This is a genomic window from Synechococcus sp. MEDNS5 (assembly GCF_014279875.1).
GTDB lineage: Bacteria > Cyanobacteriota > Cyanobacteriia > PCC-6307 > Cyanobiaceae > Synechococcus_C.
Genome location: NZ_CP047952.1, coordinates 202,802 through 222,917, shown reverse-complemented (window position 1 = coordinate 222,917; position 20,116 = coordinate 202,802). Strand labels below are relative to the sequence as shown.

The 20,116-nt window shown below is 40.2% G+C and carries 19 protein-coding genes and 1 pseudogene; 3 read left to right on the top strand and 17 right to left on the bottom strand.

Features of this window, described 5'->3' with window-relative positions; genetic code table 11:
* Positions 1-7: 7 nt before the first annotated feature.
* Positions 8-790, top strand: a pseudogene (locus tag SynMEDNS5_RS01060) (dTDP-glucose 4,6-dehydratase); the annotation flags it as partial.
* A gap of 46 nt (positions 791-836) precedes the next feature.
* Here SynMEDNS5_RS01060 and SynMEDNS5_RS01055 read toward each other — a convergent pair.
* Together SynMEDNS5_RS01055 and SynMEDNS5_RS01050 are read right to left on the bottom strand one after the other, a co-directional pair.
* Positions 837-1,286, bottom strand: a complete 450-nt coding sequence (locus tag SynMEDNS5_RS01055) for a TA system VapC family ribonuclease toxin (RefSeq protein WP_186583926.1) — start codon at positions 1,284-1,286, stop codon at positions 837-839.
* Positions 1,286-1,525, bottom strand: coding sequence for a CopG family transcriptional regulator (locus SynMEDNS5_RS01050; RefSeq protein ID WP_186583925.1), 240 nt, complete (start codon positions 1,523-1,525; stop codon positions 1,286-1,288). The genes SynMEDNS5_RS01055 and SynMEDNS5_RS01050 overlap by 1 nt, the downstream gene beginning before the upstream one ends.
* 356 nt (positions 1,526-1,881) lie before the next feature.
* Here SynMEDNS5_RS01050 and SynMEDNS5_RS01045 point away from each other — a divergent pair, with 356 nt between their 5' ends.
* Positions 1,882-2,010, top strand: coding sequence for a ribbon-helix-helix protein, CopG family (locus SynMEDNS5_RS01045; RefSeq protein WP_255440360.1), 129 nt, complete (start codon positions 1,882-1,884; stop codon positions 2,008-2,010).
* Positions 2,011-2,021: 11 nt separating this feature from the next.
* On the top strand, positions 2,022-2,207 hold the full coding sequence (locus SynMEDNS5_RS01040; protein ID WP_186583923.1) for a type II toxin-antitoxin system PemK/MazF family toxin: 186 nt from the start codon (positions 2,022-2,024) through the stop codon (positions 2,205-2,207).
* Positions 2,208-2,905: 698 nt separating this feature from the next.
* Here the strand turns inward: SynMEDNS5_RS01040 and SynMEDNS5_RS01035 are convergent.
* The 15 genes from SynMEDNS5_RS01035 to SynMEDNS5_RS00965 form a co-directional block, all read right to left on the bottom strand.
* Complete coding sequence (locus SynMEDNS5_RS01035; protein WP_255440220.1) at positions 2,906-4,867, bottom strand: nucleoside-diphosphate sugar epimerase/dehydratase; 1,962 nt, start codon at positions 4,865-4,867, stop codon at positions 2,906-2,908.
* Positions 4,868-4,875: 8 nt separating this feature from the next.
* Positions 4,876-5,859, bottom strand: coding sequence for a glycosyltransferase family 4 protein (locus SynMEDNS5_RS01030; protein ID WP_255440219.1), 984 nt, complete (start codon positions 5,857-5,859; stop codon positions 4,876-4,878).
* A gap of 332 nt (positions 5,860-6,191) precedes the next feature.
* Positions 6,192-6,809 (bottom strand): sulfotransferase domain-containing protein, encoded by a 618-nt coding sequence (locus SynMEDNS5_RS13245; protein ID WP_186583921.1) that lies wholly within the window; start codon positions 6,807-6,809, stop codon positions 6,192-6,194.
* A gap of 204 nt (positions 6,810-7,013) precedes the next feature.
* Positions 7,014-7,691, bottom strand: coding sequence for a sulfotransferase family 2 domain-containing protein (locus SynMEDNS5_RS01020; RefSeq protein ID WP_186583920.1), 678 nt, complete (start codon positions 7,689-7,691; stop codon positions 7,014-7,016).
* Positions 7,691-9,457: an ATP-binding cassette domain-containing protein gene (locus SynMEDNS5_RS01015; RefSeq protein WP_186583919.1), complete on the bottom strand. Its 1,767-nt coding sequence runs from the start codon at positions 9,455-9,457 to the stop codon at positions 7,691-7,693. The genes SynMEDNS5_RS01020 and SynMEDNS5_RS01015 overlap by 1 nt, the downstream gene beginning before the upstream one ends.
* A 95-nt stretch (positions 9,458-9,552) precedes the next feature.
* Entirely contained in the window at positions 9,553-10,419 is an 867-nt protein-coding gene (locus SynMEDNS5_RS13240) for an NAD-dependent epimerase/dehydratase family protein (protein ID WP_370593552.1), read from the bottom strand.
* Complete coding sequence (locus SynMEDNS5_RS01005; RefSeq protein ID WP_186583917.1) at positions 10,409-11,314, bottom strand: hypothetical protein; 906 nt, start codon at positions 11,312-11,314, stop codon at positions 10,409-10,411. The genes SynMEDNS5_RS13240 and SynMEDNS5_RS01005 overlap by 11 nt, the downstream gene beginning before the upstream one ends.
* 1,092 nt (positions 11,315-12,406) lie before the next feature.
* On the bottom strand, positions 12,407-13,159 hold the full coding sequence (locus SynMEDNS5_RS01000; protein ID WP_186583916.1) for an FkbM family methyltransferase: 753 nt from the start codon (positions 13,157-13,159) through the stop codon (positions 12,407-12,409).
* Positions 13,156-14,271 carry a hypothetical protein gene (locus SynMEDNS5_RS00995; protein WP_186583915.1) on the bottom strand — a complete coding sequence of 372 codons (1,116 nt, stop codon included), beginning with the start codon at positions 14,269-14,271 and terminating at the stop codon, positions 13,156-13,158. Before SynMEDNS5_RS00995 ends, SynMEDNS5_RS01000 begins: the two co-directional genes overlap by 4 nt.
* A gap of 72 nt (positions 14,272-14,343) precedes the next feature.
* On the bottom strand, positions 14,344-15,480 hold the full coding sequence (locus SynMEDNS5_RS00990) for a hypothetical protein (RefSeq protein WP_186583914.1): 1,137 nt from the start codon (positions 15,478-15,480) through the stop codon (positions 14,344-14,346).
* A 9-nt stretch (positions 15,481-15,489) separates the two neighbouring features.
* The gene (locus tag SynMEDNS5_RS00985; protein WP_186583913.1) at positions 15,490-16,782 is read right to left on the bottom strand and encodes a glycosyltransferase; all 1,293 of its coding nucleotides are present in this window, start codon (positions 16,780-16,782) and stop codon (positions 15,490-15,492) included.
* A complete protein-coding gene (locus SynMEDNS5_RS00980; RefSeq protein WP_186583912.1) occupies positions 16,779-17,774 on the bottom strand; it encodes an NAD-dependent epimerase/dehydratase family protein in 996 nt (331 codons plus the stop codon). Before SynMEDNS5_RS00980 ends, SynMEDNS5_RS00985 begins: the two co-directional genes overlap by 4 nt.
* Positions 17,755-18,642 (bottom strand): hypothetical protein, encoded by an 888-nt coding sequence (locus tag SynMEDNS5_RS00975; protein ID WP_186583911.1) that lies wholly within the window; start codon positions 18,640-18,642, stop codon positions 17,755-17,757. Before SynMEDNS5_RS00975 ends, SynMEDNS5_RS00980 begins: the two co-directional genes overlap by 20 nt.
* Before the next feature lie 90 nt (positions 18,643-18,732).
* On the bottom strand, positions 18,733-19,422 hold the full coding sequence (locus SynMEDNS5_RS00970; protein ID WP_186583910.1) for a sulfotransferase family 2 domain-containing protein: 690 nt from the start codon (positions 19,420-19,422) through the stop codon (positions 18,733-18,735).
* Between the two features lie 2 nt (positions 19,423-19,424).
* Positions 19,425-20,108 (bottom strand): sulfotransferase family 2 domain-containing protein, encoded by a 684-nt coding sequence (locus SynMEDNS5_RS00965; RefSeq protein ID WP_186583909.1) that lies wholly within the window; start codon positions 20,106-20,108, stop codon positions 19,425-19,427.
* Positions 20,109-20,116: the final 8 nt, after the last annotated feature.

Genomic DNA, 20,116 nt, shown 5'->3' with positions numbered 1-20,116 from the left:
GTCGACAGGGCATCAGAGTGGGATTGGGGCTGTTCATGCGCAGCTTGAACAGCTGGGCGAGCGGGCCAGCACGCCAGAGGAAAGGTGCCGCCACCAATTGCTGCGGGTGGACCTGGCGGATACCCAAGCAACGGAGGAAGCGGTGCGCCTGGCCGACCCGGACCTGGGGCTGCACCTTGCGGCTGAAAGCCATGTGGACCGCTCGATCAGTGGCCCGGGAGCGTTGCTGTCTAGTAACGATAACGGTACGCTTTCGTTACCAAAGGCGGTGCAGGCCATTGGGAGCAGCTGCCGGAAGAACGCCAGCAGCGCTTCCGCCTGCACCACATCAGCATCGATGAAGTGTTCGGTTCGCTTGGCGCGAGCGGGCGCTTTTCAGAGACCACGGCCTACGACCCGCGCAGCCCACACTCGGCCAGCAAGGCCGCCAGCGACCACCTGGTGAATGCTTGGCATCACACCTATGGCCTGCCTGGGCGCGCTGGGGCGCAGCTACTGCGTGGGCGGCTACGGCGAACGCACGAACCGGCAGATCGTGGAACTGATCTGCAACAGCCTGGACCAGGCACAACCCAAGGGATCCCCCCACACCCAACTGATCAGAACAGTGAGGGATCGCCCCGGCCACGACCGCCGCTACGCGATCGATCCCAGCCGCATTCAACGCGAACTGGGCTGGCAACCTCGCCACAGCCTGGAGATGGGGCTAGCCGAAACCGTGCAGTGGTACCTGACGGAGCACGACTGGTGCCGCAAGGATCCAAGCATCAACCTTTCCGGATTCGAGTGAAACGCCGATCAAGCTGATTGGACGGCATGACGCGGATGCCACTGATTCACACCTGGGAATCAATCAGGCAAAGCGCGCCGCCACCCCCAGGCACCGCACATGTACTCAATCGTGCATCAAAGCTCATCAGGCAACCCCCTTGGTGCACGGCCAGGGCCAGCAAGTAGGTGTCGGTGATCTGGCCGTGATGAAGAAGCAGCTCAGCCTGCAGCTCGCCATCAGTGGACCACGAGAGAAGGTCAGGCCAGAACTGGTGGCCTGGATGGGAAAGCATCCCCTGCAGCAACGGCATCACCGAAGCCGGACCACCGGGGCTGTTGGGATAGCGAGGATTGCTGAGGATGCGCAGCAGGGCATTCTGCGTTAGTGGACATGTCGCCCAGCCATGGCTGGCGTTGGCCTGGAACCAGCGATGGGCAGGCTCGTGATGCACATGCTGGGGATCCAGCAAGGCGATCAACACGTTCACATCCAGCAAAGCAATCGGCGCGTCCATCAGCGATCCTCATCACGCAGCTGATTCACCAGATTGAGGTCAACCACGCCACCTGAGGACTTGATCGGCAAGAGAGGCAACCCGGACCGCTCCGATGGCGGCTCCTCCAGCCCAGCAGGGCGGCGCAACGCCTGGCGCGCCAATTCACTGATCACCTCACCAACACTGAGGTGCTGCTGGCGGGCGAGAACGCGTGCAGCATCGAGCACATCGTCGTCCAACTGGAGCGTGGTACGCATCAAACATCACTCATCTGACATCACGCTAGCCTCAGCCACATCAGCGCCAACAGGCCGCCCATGAGGAGAGTGATCCAAACCTGGAGTCGAACAACAAATCCCTACCCACACCGGGCCATCCACGACGCACTCAGAACAACGGGAGGCTCAAGGGCCACCAGACCAGGGCTGCTTTTACAGGTGACCAGGAGGACATCGACTCCCACAGCAGATCGACAAGGTGCTGGGCGGCGACAACCAGGCGCCAAGGCAAGACGCTAGAGCGTTGGACAGAGTGTTAGATGCCTTGAGATTTAAGAGATCTGATGGCCATCGGTGTATGGATTGAACCGGAGCTGGAGTAGCAGCTCAACCAGCTGGCGCGCAGCATGGGCAAAAGCCGCAGCGCTTGTGTGCGGGAAGCCATCACGCAGTATTTGGAGCGCTTCAGCACCAGCGATGAAGCGCTGCGTCAATCGGCCTTGATTGCGGCCTTGTTCTGCTGAGGGGGCTGATCGTGACCGTTGCCAGTGCTGGGGTGTATTCCGGCAAACCAAGGCCGGCGGTGGTGGTGCAGGCCAACCGCTGGCTCCAGGGCCATCCGAGCGTGACGCTCTGCCCAATCATCAGCACCCTGCTGGATGCACCGCTGCTGCGGATTCCCGTGGACCCCAATGACAGCAATGGGCAGCTGAAGCCTTAGCAACTGATGGCCGACAAGCTGTTCACAGCACCGACGGCCGCCATCGGCACTGTGGTGAGGCAGCTCGAAACCCCAGCCTTGGCTGAACTGGATCTGGCCCTGCGCAGCTGGCTCGAGTTGAGCTGAACCACTCGATGTCACAGGCCTGAGCGACGCGGCAGGGGGTGATCAAGGGAATGGACTGCAGGCCCTGAAGCCAGAGGGCAAATTTCAGGCGTCGCTTGACAGGAAGCAGGTATTAGCCACCACGGCCTCGCAGTTGAGCAGAGACTCTTTCTGCCAGGGCAGCCGAGGAATCACGGACTGGAGCACTTAGCAGACGAAAGCATGAAGGAGCTCCCCTCGGAGCCGCAAACAGCTGCAGCCTTGGAGCGGCCTTGTCACCCTCACAACCAGTGCGCCAAAATCAGCGACTACGCTTTATGCGCATAAACGCATAACAAAGGCACAAAAAAAGTAGTTTTATATCCACAACCCCTGCTGCGTGCGGGGCAACTGGGATTTGGCGGACTTACCAGCGGGGTGAACTTTGCTCAGCAGCTCTATTTCCCGTTCAGCAACGGCAAGTTTTTTGAAGTTTGAACAAAAAACGGGGCAAGCAGACCCTCAGCTCTCAGACCTGAGCGGAGGGACACGGCGCGCAAGGTCGCAAGATTCATCATTCGACTTCCTGTCGCATTATCTCCCTAGAATACTAATCAAGCCTGGCTGTCGTTTGCGCACAGAGCTACTGAAGACAAGGGCTTTGTATGAGAACCGCCGCGCTGCCATTCGGGCACCATCTCCGCCAGCAAAGTCAGCGCAGCTTCCACATCCTGCGCGGCAATCGCAGCGTCAAGCAGATCCAATCGACGGTACAGCTCCTCTGGCGGCAGGGCTCGTTCCTGGGCACGGAAGATCAGGGGGTGCTTCGTGGGTTCGGATTCGGCATCGATCAGCAGTTCTTCGTAAAGCTTCTCGCCGGGGCGGAGGCCGGTGCAGACAATTTCGATCTCACCGCTGGGGTTCTGAGCATCGTGAAGTGATAGGCCGCTGAGGCGGACCATCTGCTCAGCCAGGGCTTTAATTCGGACCGGTTCACCCATATCCAAAAGGAAAACATCACCGCCCTTGGCGAGGGTGGCAGCTTGGAGCACCAGCTCGGCCGCCTCCGGGATCGTCATGAAATAGCGGATGATCTCCGGGTGAGTGAGGGTGATCGGTCCACCGGCGGCGATCTGCTTGCGGAACAGGGGCACCACCGATCCCGACGAGCCCAGCACATTGCCAAAGCGCACCATCGCCAAACGGGTGCTGGTCTGGCCAACGACCTTGGCTCGCTGAGAAAGCTCAAGCGCCGAGGCCTGGACCACCAGCTCGGCCAGGCGCTTGCTGGCTCCCATCACATTGTTAGGGCGGACTGCTTTATCGGTGGAGATCAGCACCAGTTCGCTAACGCCCGCGGCAATGGCGGCCTGACACACCACCCGGGTGGAGCCAACGTTGTTGGCGAGACCCGCCAGCGGATTCGCTTCCACCAACGGCACGTGTTTGTAGGCAGCGGCGTGGAACACAGTCTGTACACCACGGTCTGCAAAAAGCCGCTGCACCAGAGCAGAATCAGCAGCACTGCCGAGCACCGGCAACATCTTCACCGAAGCGGGCAACTGCTGGCGCAGCTCCTGATCCAGGGCATAAAGCGATGGTTCACTGCTCTCGAGCAGGATCAAAACCCTGGGGGCTAGCTGCAGAATCTGACGACAGAGCTCCGAACCAATTGAGCCTCCGGCACCGGTGACGCACACCACCGCATCGCGCAGGCCGGGGCCGAGCAGTTCTGACATAGGCGGTACGGGATCACGGCCGAGCAGATCTTCAATGGCGACGGGGCGGAGCGCATCGATTTGGGCCCTTCCAGAGGTGAGGTCATCAACAGAGGGGATCTGCAACACCGGGATCGCCTGGCGTTGCAACTCAGCCACAATGCGGCGGCGTTCACTACGGGGTAGGGAGGGGATTGCCAGCAACACTTGATCGAGCTGGTTCTGGATCTGGCTCAGAACTTGGGGCGGCTGAATCGGGATGCCGTTAATCGTGCGCTTCCAGAGACTTGGGGCGTCATCGAGGAAGGCGACGATCTGGTGGTTGCCAGCCAGGCGGAGGGCAGCAGCAAGCTGGGCACCGGCCTCACCAGCGCCGTAGATCGCAACATGCACCATTTGCCGCTTATGCGCCACCGAGCGCAATGACAGGAGCAGATCACGCAAAGCAAAGCGCACGATTCCGGTGAAGCCGGTGAGCAACAACCAGAGCAGGATCCAGCTGCTGCGGGGCGGCATCGGCAGGCGCAGCATCACGCCGATGCCCGCCAACAGCAGCACCAACAATCCATTGCGACCGGCAAGGCGGTAAAGAGCCCGGCTCCCGACGTAGCGCGTGAGGCCTTTGTATTGCCCAGTGAAGGCATACAGCGGCAGGCCGACCAGCAACGCCGCTGGCAGCAACCACAGGCCGGCAGCCTGAAAACTGGGATGGAACGGATGGGCCAGCCGCAACCAGAAGCTGAGCCACACCGCTAGAGGCAGAAGCAGGGAGTCGGTGCCGATCAACAGCAGCCTGCGGGCCCTGGGCGGAAAGCGAACAACTCGTTCGGCGACTTTGGTCGAATAGGAACGTGACAACTCAGGTTTCAAGAGCGAGATGCCACAACAAAAGGAACAGCCACCTGTTGATCCAACCAGATGCCGATAAGGAGCTCAAGGACGGCAAGAGGGGTGACCCAAGGCAAGCCACCCCAGAGGAAGGCCATGGCGAGTACTGCAGTGGCAGCAATGTAAAGACTGGAGACGCGGGAATGGGACCAGCCGGCCTGATTTAGGCGCTGGAACAGATGCAGGCGATGGGCCTGGAATATCCGCTGTCTGTCAAACAGACGACGCAACACACATGAGCAAGCATCGCCGAGGAGCGGAGTGCATGTAAGCAGCAGAGCTAGAGCATGGTGCCAGTTAGGAGCTTTAAGAACTAAAGCTGCAAACACAGTCCCCAAAAATGTGCTACCAACATCTCCCATAAATACTTTAGCTGGAGACCAGTTCCAAATAAGGAACCCCATCAACGAGCCCACTAAAGCCCAGATTGGCCATGGAGCAACAAGTTGAATAGAGCATACAGAAATTAGAACAATCATACAACCTGCTACTAATCCATCGAGGCCGTCCATGAAATTAGTAAAATTGATGACCGCAGTCACAGCGAACAGCAGAAACAACAACGTGGGATAAAAATAAAACGAATGAGCCAGAAGCGGGCTACCCAGGCTTACTAAAAAGGCTGTCAACAGTTGAACGACGTAACGAAATCCAGCCGGGAGGCTTTGAAGATCATCAATAAAGCCCACCAAGGAAAGCGGAAGTCCCATCAATGGCACTAAAATGAATTCGTAAGAATTGCTATGAGAGCTGTAATTCGCCACAAAAGCTATAAAGCTTGCTGAAATCGAAACGAACACAAAGACTGCACCGCCACCACGTGGTGTTAAACGAGAATGGGAACTACGAGAATTTGGTTGGTCAATGAGCCGAAATCGGAATCTAGGAATTAAAAAAGCCAACAAAATCCAAGAAGCAAAGGCGCTTAATAAAATAGAAAGCAAAAGCGTAGGGAAGGCCAAAGAATAAAGTTACAATAAAGTTCTTACAAATAGATAGTCGTTAATTGGCCAGTAAAAGCGTCTAAACGAATAATTATAGTAGAAAACTCAAGGGAAGTATAGACGAAGAAACAAGAAGTCAAGTACGTAGGCGTTACAAGCAGAATTGATAAGATACAAGAAAAGCATCAACAAAGCACAAGATCAAACAATATGAATATATATGACGCATGTGAATCGCTGGAATAGATGTTGAACAAAGCATGAAGAATAAACAAAGAAAAAGTTACTCAAAAGCCAAATGAATCATGGATAAAAACAAAAATTATCCAATGGCAGCAAAATATAAGAATTTATTTAGCCCAATACCTAGATGAAATTGAATTAAATACATCCGACTTAAATCTCCAATCATCATAAGCATTGTAATCAGACTCAGAAAAAAACTTCTGATACGAAGGCTGTCTCTCTGATGAGACAAAGGGCACATGTGAAGAGGTAAAACTACTATTAAAACTTGGCCTACAATCATAACGATAGTAAATATCTTGAATTTTATAATATGATTGCTTAGAATGACGGGCACATAAAGATTCCAGAACAATTGTAGGAAGCTTTTCAGCATAGAAAATCAATGCTAGATCCGATACAATAGAATAGAGATCTAATAAGATCTGCTCGTAGCAGATAAAAATAATTTTTGAATTTCTTGGAGTATTTAAATATGAGCGATAAAATTTCTCATATAATTTAAGGCCAAAAGGAGACTCAAAGAAAAAGTATGAAAAACTTATAGATGATGAAACTCTCCCCTGGGACAAAAGCTGATCATAGTAAGAAGAGATCGCAGATAAAGGATTCCTATATAAACAAATTACGTTTTTAAATGAAGTCATGAAACACTTGTGGGTTTTAATAATAGGTTTATTAGCATAAAAGAATGAAAGCAATGATTGATCAATCAAATACATTTGAGAAAGAAGATGAAAGCAATGAAGGTCTAAAAGTTAGAGGATCAATTGGCCTAGGAAAATGATAAATGGATTGATATACATCTGACAAAACATTAGAGAAAAAAGAGCCCCCAGACTTCGGATACTCTGCAAGAATTAATTGAGACTGAAAGTTTGCAAATGATAGTAAAAAATTTTGCGAGGAAGAAAACAGGTAAGATTTCATTGAGAAGAATAAAAGAGATAATCTTTATGATAGAAAAATGAGACTAAGAAACGAAAAGAATTTGTTTTAGGATGCGGCTTTGAAATACTCTTTCTTTCATGAGTAATCGAAAGACAACCAAATTTTTGAAGGAATAAATCTAGCTCAAATATATCCAAAATAGAAAAAGTATGGACTCTAATATTCGCAAAGTTAGCTGGGAGTTTTACAAAATCTAACTGTGATCTAAGATGCAAGTACTGGGGATAGACAAAACGTTTAACCTTATGAAGAGAATCCGGAAGGAGTACATCAACAAAACGGACGAAAACAAACTGCAAGCAAAATAAATACTCTTTCAAAGCAGATGTATAATTTAATTGATTCACCCATGCCTTATTACGTGCATAATAATGAGAGACTAGGCGATCATAAGGATCCCTGACAACACAAAAAAAAGTAAAGTCATTGGGGTTATGATTAAGAACGACTAGATGTTTGATAATTTTATTAATACTCCAATGCTGCATATCAGAGCCAAAAAGAGAATCATAGGATTGAGAATTTGCGCCAGCTTCCAAAATTGACTCATCGGCACTTTTTTGAATAATGACACCCATGGATTTTTCAACAGAAGTCCCAGCACATTTTGGAATGTGCACAAACACAAGTTTTTTATTATAATCAACAGGCATTATGATGAACCCAAAAGGCCTGAAGAAGTCAACTCATAAGACTTGGTAGCATATTTCAATAATCCTCGATTATGGGTGATGGACATAAATAGTTTTGTGTGGGACAAACTTTTAAGGTTTTGGAAAAGCATAGTTTCAGTGTATGGGTCAAGAGCGCTAGATGGCTCATCCATTAATACAATAGATTTATCTTTATAAAGAGCACGGGCAATCCCTAGGCGTTGTCGCTGACCACCACTGAGTAAGTTACCATTCTCGCCAACATTTAAATAGAGTCTATCTTTTGCAAAATCCTCAAGACAAGCCAACTCCAGACAATTAACAACTTTATCTACATCAATATCATCAAGAGACTGATCAAAAGCAACATTTTGCAAGATGGTTGAATTCAACAACATTGTTTTTTGAGGAACGAATGCCAATTGAGGCAAATAATTAAAACTACTAAAATCATGGTCAGTAGAATCAAAAAGACAATTGTTGTACAAGATATTTCCAACAGTTGGCAATTGAAAGCCTGCTATTAAATCCAGCAAAGTACTTTTTCCAACACCAGATTCACCCGTAATAATAAGAAAATCTCCTTTATTCATTGCAAGAGAGACATTTTTAAATATAAAATTGTCATCAATGGCAAAACCACATTGTTGAATCATTACATATAAAAGTGGCTCAGCATCAACGGAACATTTGAAGGTATTAAAACTACGATGCATTGTTAATTGGCAGGCTTGATCTTTTTGATATTTCAAATGATAAAGTAAAAGCTGTAGCGACTTGCTATTAGAATTAAGTGAAGACCAAGTTGCATAAAGTTCTGTAATCCTTGGCATTAATTTCTGCATAGAAAGCCCATATACACCAAGCAAGGGTATAAAATAAGTAGAACTATCCCTAAAAGAATCATCAGCAAAAGAAAGAAATATAAGAAAAAACGAGATGCTAATCATTACAAGTAATTCTAATAATGGCTTGGTGTACGAACCAAGAAATTTATTGACCGCTCTTGCTTTGCGCAAATTCGTATCAACCAATGCAAACTTGTTAATAAACCACGAAGAATCATATAGCATAATTTCTCTTTTAGAATTAAAAGAAAACTGCAAAATATCAATTGAAGAAAATAAATTTTCTTGAATTATAGAACTATTTGCTCGCAACCTAAAAGTATTAATCCAAGCAAAACCAAAAAATATAAAGGTAAGCAGGAGGAGGATAATAGAGGTGGATAAAAAATTAAAAGAAAGCAAAAAGATAGTTATAAACGCTATCGATATAAGATTTGAGAAAGCATTTAAAGTATCATTAAGGAAATTCGTTGTATGTGCAATCGAATTGGTAGCAAGAGAAATCATCTCCTTACTAGTAATCTTAGTAAAATAATTTATAGGAGATACTATCCAATATTCGTATAAAACATGACTTATTTGTGATCCAATTGTAGAACACACTAAGGGGAACAGTTTTTTATTTAAGATCTTTAGTGCACCGCTCAAGGTGTTCAAGAAAAGAAACAATAGCCCAAGCTTAAGCCCGGTACTAAAATATATTCCAAATAAACTATCATTTTGTTGATATGTATCTAAAAAGTTATCGTTCGTAATCGACTTAATAAGGGGAAGTGAAATTTCTAAGGCATACAAATCCGCAAACGTGGACAAAAGGGCAAGAAGTAAAACTAAAAAATACTGTACTTTATACTTATTAGGAATAAAAAAGTAAAGTACGCGTAGCTTCTGGCATGATTTAGAAAGCTTAGAAAGCATAAAGAGATAATGAATGAATTTTTGTCGTAATTTGAACTGAGAGAGTCACCTGATGAGCAGAGAACAATGGTGAAAAACTAATATAGTAAAATTAGCTAACATGTAACTATATAAGAGGAATTAAACTTACTTGTTAAAGATTTGAATAGTCCAGTGCGATATATAAAATTATTTTCTTTTAAAATTGGTGAATCGCAATTACGGAATGGAAGCATTAGATCATGCTTAATGTCACTTACAAAACGATAAGTCGAAACCGGGGGGTAAGGAAGATTTGTAACATTTAGGCACTTGTCAGAGGTGATTTCATTCAAGAGCGTGGCAACAAAAGAATTAATAGGGAGAAAACTTCTTAAATTACTATTTGAGAAAATACATAGTGGAAAACCCTTTCTTATTAGACGTCTTAAAGTATCATAAGATCCCGGAGCATTAGGTCCGTATATCAATGGAGGCCGATAAATAGTAAGAGGAAATGAATATAAAGAGTGAGCATTTAAGAGCATTGACTCAATAAAAAGTTTTTGAAGTCCATAGTTCGTATTCGGGGAGACAGGAGATGTATTAGATACAAAACTAGCATCAAACAAACGATCTCCAAACACTGCTATAGAACTGATAGCTATAAAACGAGTTTGAGGGTGTAATGAGCAATATTTAATAAAATATTCAGTTATAAGACATGTTGATCCACGTACCAAGGATGATTTGTATTTAGTATTATGAGCAGAAAATGCAAAATTAATTATAACTGATATATCTAGTGTTTCAAGGATAGACCTATAATCACCCAAAAGGAGGCGAGATGTATCTAAAAAAATGTCTGCTAACAAAACAGGATATCGGGAGACGGCGATAATCTTAAAACTTTTAGATAGTGGAGATGAAAGGAAACTTTTTAGAAATGAGGATCCTAAAAAACCCGAAGCACCTGTGATCAACAAATAAGGTTTATCTTGCATTTGAAATTCGCGCGACTAAGCGTAAGTAACTTGATAATGATTGATGCTTTGAAAATTTACTTTGGTACAATTCACGACAATTAGCCCTCATTGTAGCAAGCGATTCTTCAGTTAATGCAGCTAAAATCTCAGGGAAAAGATGTATGTTTATTTCATTAAGAACTAGGCCTATATTGTATTGACGAATAAGCGTGCAAAGCTCTTCATCACTACCTAAGTACAAAATCGGAAGCCCTCTAGATAGATATCCGAAGAACTTACTTGGATAAACGATTCCACTAAAAGATTTGGACATAGAAACAATACCAAAATGGAATCTTGCAAGATATTCATTATAATTAGAAGAGGGAATAAAATTAGTGAATTCAAAGTTTCGAGGGTGATGAATATTCGCAAGGTTGTGCTTAAGCTGATTTAAGGCTGAACCCGAAGCAGCAAATTCAAAGAATACTGGCAGATGATGGGAATATCGAATTACTTTAGAAATAAAAGCAGAATCATGTGCAGAACCAACGTTTCCAGTATAAATAAAATTACAGGATTTTGATAAATCAGAAGAACTTAATATTGGTTCTTTTATATTTTCTAAAGACTTATCAAGACCCAGTGCCCAATTTGATATAATGGATATTTTATTATCTGGAACATTATAATTGTTAAGTCTATATTTCATAGACTCTCCTAAAACAACAAAATGAGTACAAGAAGAAAAGAAAAACTTATAAATTGTCCTAAAAGGAAAAGCAATATAGGTTAAATAAAATTTTGGCAAATAGGCAAATATGACATCGGGATAAAGATCCTGAACAATGAAAAGCCACTTAAACTGATTGCAAAATTTACTTAGAGCTACAAATATTGGTAAAATAGAAGGGTTTGATTGAGTGATAACCAATTGATAGTGATCACTATAAATTATATATAAATACTGCAAACAAAATAAGAAAGAATTTATCAACCTGAATATTATTTTGTTTTTGCCATAGGGTAATTGAAAAGCGTAGACCACTTTAAAAGACTTTGAAAAGCAAATTGGATAATCTGGTAAAACTTTGTTATGATATGCCTGAGAAGAACATAGAATAGTTAGATCATAATCATGATTGATTAGTGAACTAATTATTTCTTTAGGAATTTCGGTTCCAACCCATGTGTCGCCGTAAACAAATTCCTCAACATACAATATATTTTTCATAGCTTGTTAACATGTAAGCAATTAGAAAGAGATAGCAAAATGAACCGTATATATATTCGAAAGAAAACTATAAAATAAAATAGAGCATTCGCATAAAAACTCTTATCGGTTTTATGATTTCGAAAAGCTTTGATAGTTTCTTTGAATAAAAGATTAGGTTTTTTTGAGGAAATACCAGTAAGATCAAATCTTGCCCAGGTATAATCAGCCTGAGATAAATAAGTAAATGTAGGCAACCTAAGCAATGTTAAATAATTATCGTAATCTCCACAGATTATATAAGATTCATTGAATAAATGTGTCGTCAAAAGTGATGTAGAATAAATTAAAGATTGGTGAACTGATGGCATCCTGTAACTAGTAAGATTATTCGGCAAAACTGGAGATCTTTTTACATATTGATTAGACAAGAAATTAAATTGTGACCAACTAAAAGAAATCATGTCAACTGAACTACTGCTTAGTAAATCAATGATACACGAGTATTCAGCTGGCTTTATGCAAAGAAAATCACCAGCATTTAAAAAAGTCAAGTATTTGGATTCCGTACGTAAGATACCCTTGTTCATGGCATTGTAAATACCACTATCGCACTCTTGAATAATAGATATATTATTACAATTACACAAATGACCCAAATTAGAACGATATTCAGAACCGTCAATTACCAACCAATTGATTTTATGTTGAGCGTAGAATAAAAAGGGTTTAAGTGAATTATAAGAAGCAGAAAGAGAAGAGTAATCATCTCTATGCACGGTAATGATTGTAAGAAGATTCATTTTACCGAAATCAGAGCTCGAACCATAAGTAGCGTTTAAATGGCTTCATAGGTGGCCTTAAGGCATGTTGGTAGCGACTATTGACATAGATTAGATCACACTGCCACATGGAGAAGCCATAATTACATTTATCAACTAAATCAAATAGTATAAAGTTATGGTCGACTAGAAAAGAATTTAGTTTAGAAAAATTATACCAGGAAGCTTCGATAATTACAACAGAAGCTTTAGAAATAACCATTGATGAGCCTAATAAAATTAATAGCTCAGATCCATCGACATCGATTTTCAATAAAAAATTTTCTTGTAAATCGTTATGATAGACATCAAGGGTAGTTTTTTGTATTTTTGTACATCTTTTTATATGAATATTATCGACTAAAACAGGTTCTGAACAAATTTCAGAATGAGTCGTTAAACTAGAATTATAAAGTGATCTTTCAACCAAGTAGGAAACACCTGAACAATTTGACAATGCAACTTGATGTAAGACGTTAGAAGTCTTTGCATAGCTCAATCTTATTGATTTCGAGAATTTCTCGACGGGTTCAAAAAGTATGTGGTGAAGTTTAGGGAATAGATTAATGAGTTCAATCGTATTATTTTTAACACCCACGTCGACTATTTGTGTAATAGGAATTTTCAGCTTAATTAATGCCTGTAGTGCAGAGGTTTTGCTAGAAGAAATCAAAAGTCGAGCTAAGGGCCTTAGTAAAATTGATTTAAGAGCATGCTTTACTCTACTTGAAAAAAGAATATTCATTTTAGAGAAAAAATAGAGAAAAGGTTTGATTGTATCTTTTTTATAATCACTATCATACTCCAAGCGATTCGAATAAAAGAATATCTAAATGAATCAAGAGTAGACATTTGAGATAAAATTATGGGTGTTGAAGGAAGTTTTGTTTTGTAGCTAGAGACCCATAGTGTGGAGTCACCGGGAAAATAACGGGAGAGTAATCTTATAGAAGATTCACGATAATAAGATTCATAGTCTTCAACTTGAGCGAGCGTTGGTAATAATTGATCTTTTGAATTGAGTATTTTTTGAATAAATGAGATAAGCCCAACGCGAGCATCATTACGCTCATACTCTTTAAATGGTGGGTATAGTTTGTTCAAAAAATACAAATACCTCATTTGTGAAACAGAAAGCGAGGGGTTAGAAGCTCTATGTCTTTGAACAGATTTAAAGTCATTATTCTCTATACCAATTGAGAATAAAAAGTCTTCAATCAAGTCATTCTTATAGAAAGATTCACCTTGAAATCTTCGGAGTTTAAATTGTGAATGACTAAAATTTGTTTCCCATAATCTACATCTTTGTTCATGATCGCAGAGAGATCTCGAAAATTCGGAAGAAGCATTAGGGATACGATCTAATTTATTTATTCGACTGCCTACCTTTAGATTTTGGCTTATGCAAGATATCATATATGATAGTGGCTCTCTAATATACATGATTATAGTAATATCATCAAAAAGGTTGCTGAGAAACTCTGATAAGCTTTGGATGTTGTTTGGCGATTGCAAAAACGAAGAAAACTGTTCGGAAGATATAATAAATGTAGGATTATCAATAGTTTTGCAAATAAAATCAATTTCATTTGTGAATTTATCTAGAGTATCCTGACAAAAATCATAATAATCACGATTACTCATGACTGAAAACTTGAATGAAATACTCCTATTCAACATATCCCCTGGATCTCCAAAGCAATATGGCAGAATAGCCTGGTTGTTGTTCTTATAAATTAAAGATTGAGGAATAAAATAATTTTTAGTTTTAAGGTTGTCAGCATTAAGCTTTAACCATGATTGGATATAAGATGTTCCGGTTTTATTCGTCCCTAGATGTAAAATTAGTTTAGACATGTCAATTAGTTCGACAAAAGGGTAGAAAAATTAAATAAGCTTGGGCCTGAAGTCAGGCGCTTCATATTATCGTTAAATACGTGATGATTTATTCTTTATAGCAATGGAAATAGCTTTGTTGCACAACAAAAGCAAAGGATAATTATAAATTGAAAATGATCCCGAGCTCATAAATGATACTAAGAAGGCAAAGGACAAGCCAGGAGTTGTAAAGGGGGAAAGAAGTAATAAATACATAGATATGATAAATATACTCCCAAAAAACCATCCATAAGCAACAAGGTAAAGCAAAAATCCATTTAAAGCCCCTAGGTCTTTACTACTTGCCAGTCCGCTGATGGAGAAAAGTGTAATATCCGGTACTTCAAGTCTAGTTGTCATAGCTTGCATTGATTTAATATAAGTCAAATAGTTAGAAGGCAAAAAGAATTCAATGTTGGTAAAAAATAAAATTCCTGATACTATAAGCATTATTGCTCCTAATTTAACAATTAATTTCCAGGGAAGGCCAGGCGAGGCAATAAGTATTTTTAGTTTTAGGTTTGATTTTTTTATTATTTGAAGTGTAATGATTAAAACTATATATGGAAAGTAAATCAGAGCTAACTTGCTTCCTGTAAAAAGAATTAAACAAATATTTATAAGTAAAGATAAATATATTCTTAATGATGGTTTTTTAGCCGTACGCCAGTGAAAAAGAAAAAATTCATTCACTATTATAAGAGCATTGACCATTGGACCATTTTCAATAAATAATCCTGGTAACCGTGACATATTTGGAATGAAACCTAAAAGAGTTGGACTACTCTTTGCACCAAATAAAAATGGTTCAATGCTAAAATTTTTGATAAAAAACTGTATTGTGCATAAAGTAGCATTTGCGTAAGTAAATAGAGTCAGCAGCTCTAATAGTTTTTTAAATGTATATCGGGGTACTATATACAGAATTTGCGGAAATGCAAATAATAATGCAATAGTATACAAGCTACTCAGAATTGGATTTCCTGATAATAGAGAACCTATAATTCCAGAAGAAAGTGCTATCCAATAAAAAATTGGTAATTTAGTAAATACATAAGAACGGAATTCAGGTGAATTTACTAATGAAAATATCGTGGTAAGCCATAGTATAAAGACATTAGGAAGAAAGGGTATTACCCTTACTCCTCCGAGAAGAACATATGCTTTAAATAATGCAGATATTTTCAAGATACGACTTTAGTGATAAGAATCAAGACAGGATTGGTATGCAAGCTCATATTTTTTTGAAATTTTAGGTGGTGAAAATTCATTAATTACGTATGTCCGTGAACTTTCTTCTAAAGGACGTCTTAGATTAGTTTCAAGTAAATAACGAGAAATAATTGATGCGAGTTCATATGAGTCAAATGGCGTTGCTAAAAAACCAGATATATTCGTTTTTACAATATCTGATAAACCGCCTGTCTTAAAACCAAATACTGGTAATTTACAGCTCAAAGCCTCTAGAGCTGTATTAGGGAAATTGTCAACACGCGAAGTGACCATAAACAAGTCGGAAGCAGAATAATATTCGCGTACTTTCTCGTAATCTGATGTGTATTGAAAACATACATGTTCAAATGGCATATTTATATGATTAGGAATTTTTTTGCACCCAAATATAAGTATTATAATGTTGGAGTAATTTTTATTGCTAACAATTTCCTTTAAAAAATTAAGAGTTTCCAGGAATATATCAAAACCTTTTCTTTTATCATTAAAATCATGACAACCGAAACAAATAACTTTTGAATCCGGATCTATACCGAGACGAAAGCGAGATTTAAACTTATCTAATGGATACCATTTTGCAGTATCTATAGAGTTTGGAATAACGTGGAGAGTTGCATTTCGGAAGATTGAAGAAGCTCTTATTTTTGAACTTAGCCATGTACTTGGGGTTACAAAATGAAATTTTTTTTCCGATAAATAAGTAATTTTTCTTCTATATGTATCAGAAGATAGCTTTAGCAATGCATCAGGAGCGAAAAATTTTAACCTGCTTACAAAAGATTTATTTGATTCAGTCTTCAAGTCATCAGTCGAATAAGAATAATGCTCCGAACCAGAATATATCCACTCATCAGCTAGTTTCCATACTATAGGATATTTTAATTTCGCAATTGATTCAATTGTCAACAGGTCAGATCCTAGCCAATGAAGATTTAGAAGATCTGGTTTAAGTGAATCAATAAATTTATTAGATAAGAAATTGTACTTAGCGGTGGAGTGATACATGCGTGAGTATTTACATAGCCAGTGAAGTTGCGAAAGCGGCGAATGATAGCTATAAATTTTGCTGAATTCTTTTATATAGAATTGAAATGATCTTGGTATCTGTATAACATTTTCATCGCCTGTCGTTTTGTATTTAACCAGCATTTTTATATTTACCAAAGTTGAATTATCACGAATGATTTTAAAGGATCTATAACCTCCTATCCCTGCACCATTTAATCCGTCATATGCGTTAATGTATAAAACTCTCATCTTTTAATGATCCTACTTGATAAATACCAAGCGTAAAACTCCGCTACCCCTTTTTGAATTGATATAGTCGGCGAATATTCAAGAGCTTGTAATGCTCTTGAATAGTCTGCAAAATTTACTTCTACTTCTCCTTTTCTCTTGGGCAGATATGTTACTTTGGGTTTGCGATCAGAAGCTTTAATAAAATAATCGCAAAGTTGATTCAGAGATGTTTGCACACCGCTTGACAGGTGAAAACAGTTGTACGCTCTTAAACTATTACTCAACAAACCATGACATCCTGATATGATGCCCATGCATATGTCATATACATTGACATAATCTCTTGTAGATGATCCATCACCGTAGATAACTATTTCTTGCTCATCTAGGAAAGCATTGGCAAACTTATTAAATACACCTTGTTTATGAAGACAATATGGACCGTATACATTCCCGAATCTAAAAATACATGCATCAAGATCATATACGTGAGAAAAACTTTTTATATACCCTTCACAAGCAAGCTTGCTTGATCCGTAGGGAGATATTGGTGATGGCAAACTCATTTCGTCGACAGGGGGCTCTGTATTTCCCATTAGTGCACCCCCTGTTGATGAAAATATAAGTTTATTACAACTTGAATTTCGTAAACAATCGAGAATATGCAAAGTTGAAACAACATTAGAGTTAAAGTTGTCAATTGGAAGCTCAATAGATTGAACAACATTTCCTTTTGCCGCCAGATGAATGACAATATCTACTTTATCGAAGACTTCTGTAAGATCGAGGGTAGATATAGATGCTTTTATCCATGTAATACGGCCCTTTTCGATATTATTATTAGGAAGAAAAGGATCGTTTAAAGTGGAAGAAGACAAGTCATCAATTATGTAAAAAATGGGTTTAATAAATTCCTTTTCTAACAATAACATTAAATTATAGCCTACGAAACCCGCTCCACCGGTAATGGCGAATTTAACACCAGACTTATTAAGCTTTGATTTTTTCATAGTTAGATAGCTCTCTGATTGCATGTTGGAGTGTTGGTACAGCCTTCGATGGATAGGCCATTAGTTGTGGTTTTAAATTTGTTAAAAATTGTACATAATGTGCGTAAAGAGATTTTGCATTGTCAATTTCTTCTAAATTTAAGAATTTCGATAGTAAATGAGATTCTTTGTTTTGATCGACTGATAGATCACAGTTGATATCTTTTAATGCTATCTGGCGATTTTGCACTGCTAAGAAAGCATGTAGCTTCAAACGATTGGGTAGGATCCCATTCTCCAACATTTGTTTGGCAATTTGTTGGTCAGACTGTTTAAGACTTTTGAAGCGACTGAAAAATATTTTTAACAAAGTATCTTCGATGCTTCTACTCCAATAATGAATAAGAAAAAAGTTTGAGCAGTTGGTGGGAACAATAGGATGTTTTCTAGTTGTCAAGACGCCATAGACACGCTTCAGATATGAGTACCTTGTTTTAAACTTATGATCACCCAACAGTCCTTTTATATTTTTAGTTACACACAATGGCTTTGAAGTATGACCCAAAAAGCAAATTTTTCTATCATCAAGAGCATTATCCAGTGGATTCATTAGCCAAGGAATACTGAGTGAATCTATTTGAATATAATCATCTAGGCAGCCATCGCTATTTAGGCATACGAAATATTCATCTGAATCAACCATCAGCGTATATTTAGCCCCCGATTTGCGTAAATTTTTTACCTGAAAATATTTTATGGCTTCATTTGGTGGGATATGTAATGGAAGAAGGTATGAATAAATAGATGTTAAGCCCTTAGATGCAAAGCTTTCTAGTTCATCTATTTCTTCTTGTGTTTGGCAGCACACATGAAACTGAGATACACCCATGTTCTCATAATGCATAATAAATGACTGCCAATAAGGTGAATCTATTGTGCAATAACGAGTTAGTATTTGAGTGTTTTTTAGAATCATAATTCAGCGAGTCAAGCTTTTGATAAATTTATAGTCATCACTGTACATTTTTTTCAATTTGCATATGGCATTATCGCTAATCCAAAGAAAATTTTGTAAGCTAGATTTTCTTGTATGTATGTTTTCAAGAGTTGCATCGAAAGTAGTTTCTAAAAAAGGTTTTAATTTCGATGACATCTCATCTGTAAAGAAGTAATTTGTAAAATATTGTGGGTCATAGCCAAAGTGCCGCACTTGAGGGCAAAAATGATAAAAAATATATGATCTTTGCAAGTCATTATTATACGGCAAAATTCTTTTTATATTATTTTTAAATTTGAATTGATAAGACTCCAAAAAGTTAATAAAGCCAGGTACATCGTCGCATGCTTTCATTTGTCTAATATGTTTCCACCGATCTTCTCTAATAAGTTTATCTACAAAGCAGCTCTTGAATCGTCTGATGGGTTCGCGAATTATGCATGCCTTATGAATTGCTGAAGGGTAATTTACGAAGTAAGAATGTTTATAGCCTATTTCGTCAACTATTTTGCGGAATTCATGATCTCCTTTGATGTAATTGCCCGCCAAAAGGTTCTTATTAGGGTCTGAAGATGTCAAGCACATTATCAGCCATGTACGAAGAGTGGTTCCACCTGCCTTTGGCGCATCGTAGATTGCACATCTATGTTGATGGGAATAAATATGACCCATTGTTATGATTCAAATCGCTGAGCTAGTTTCCAGTATATAGATATGTCTTCAGCATAGTATTTTGACAGGTTTTTTTGTGCGCGTCGAGAGACTTCGTAATGTTCAATCTTTCGTGAATGCTCGACTTTTGTGTTAGACGGAATCTCTGATAGGCCAAGTTTTTGTAGAAGCATGTTATATGATGCTTCATATGTCTCTTGATAACCCACATGAAATAATTTTTCAAAGTTATCTGACATTTCTGAAATTGAACCTATCCAGTACGAGAGTGGACGGTTTACATGCCGAATATTTTTCATGGCTTTAAAAGCCAAATATTTTTTTACGATATTCAGTGATGATAATGCCTCAGCAAGAGATTCAGGTGACCGAAATATACGAAAGTATTTTTGCTCTTCAGGAGTCCAATCGCAACTGTAAGAAGGTTTTCCTCGGTTGTATCGACTTAAAAAGCTAGAATAATATCGTGAAATTGGGTGTCTAACAAAAAAAACAATTTTTTCTGAGCTAGGTACGTCAGCAATTCTTGTTTTGTGACGATGAAAAACTAAATCATATTTTGAATTATCATCATCATACGCTGAGAATCTTTTTTTTAAAGATGTTCCACCTGTTTTGGGTATATGAAGAAAATGAATTTTCGGCTTTCTTTCTTCGATGGTTAGATTGTTTTTCATGGGATACATTCTTTTTT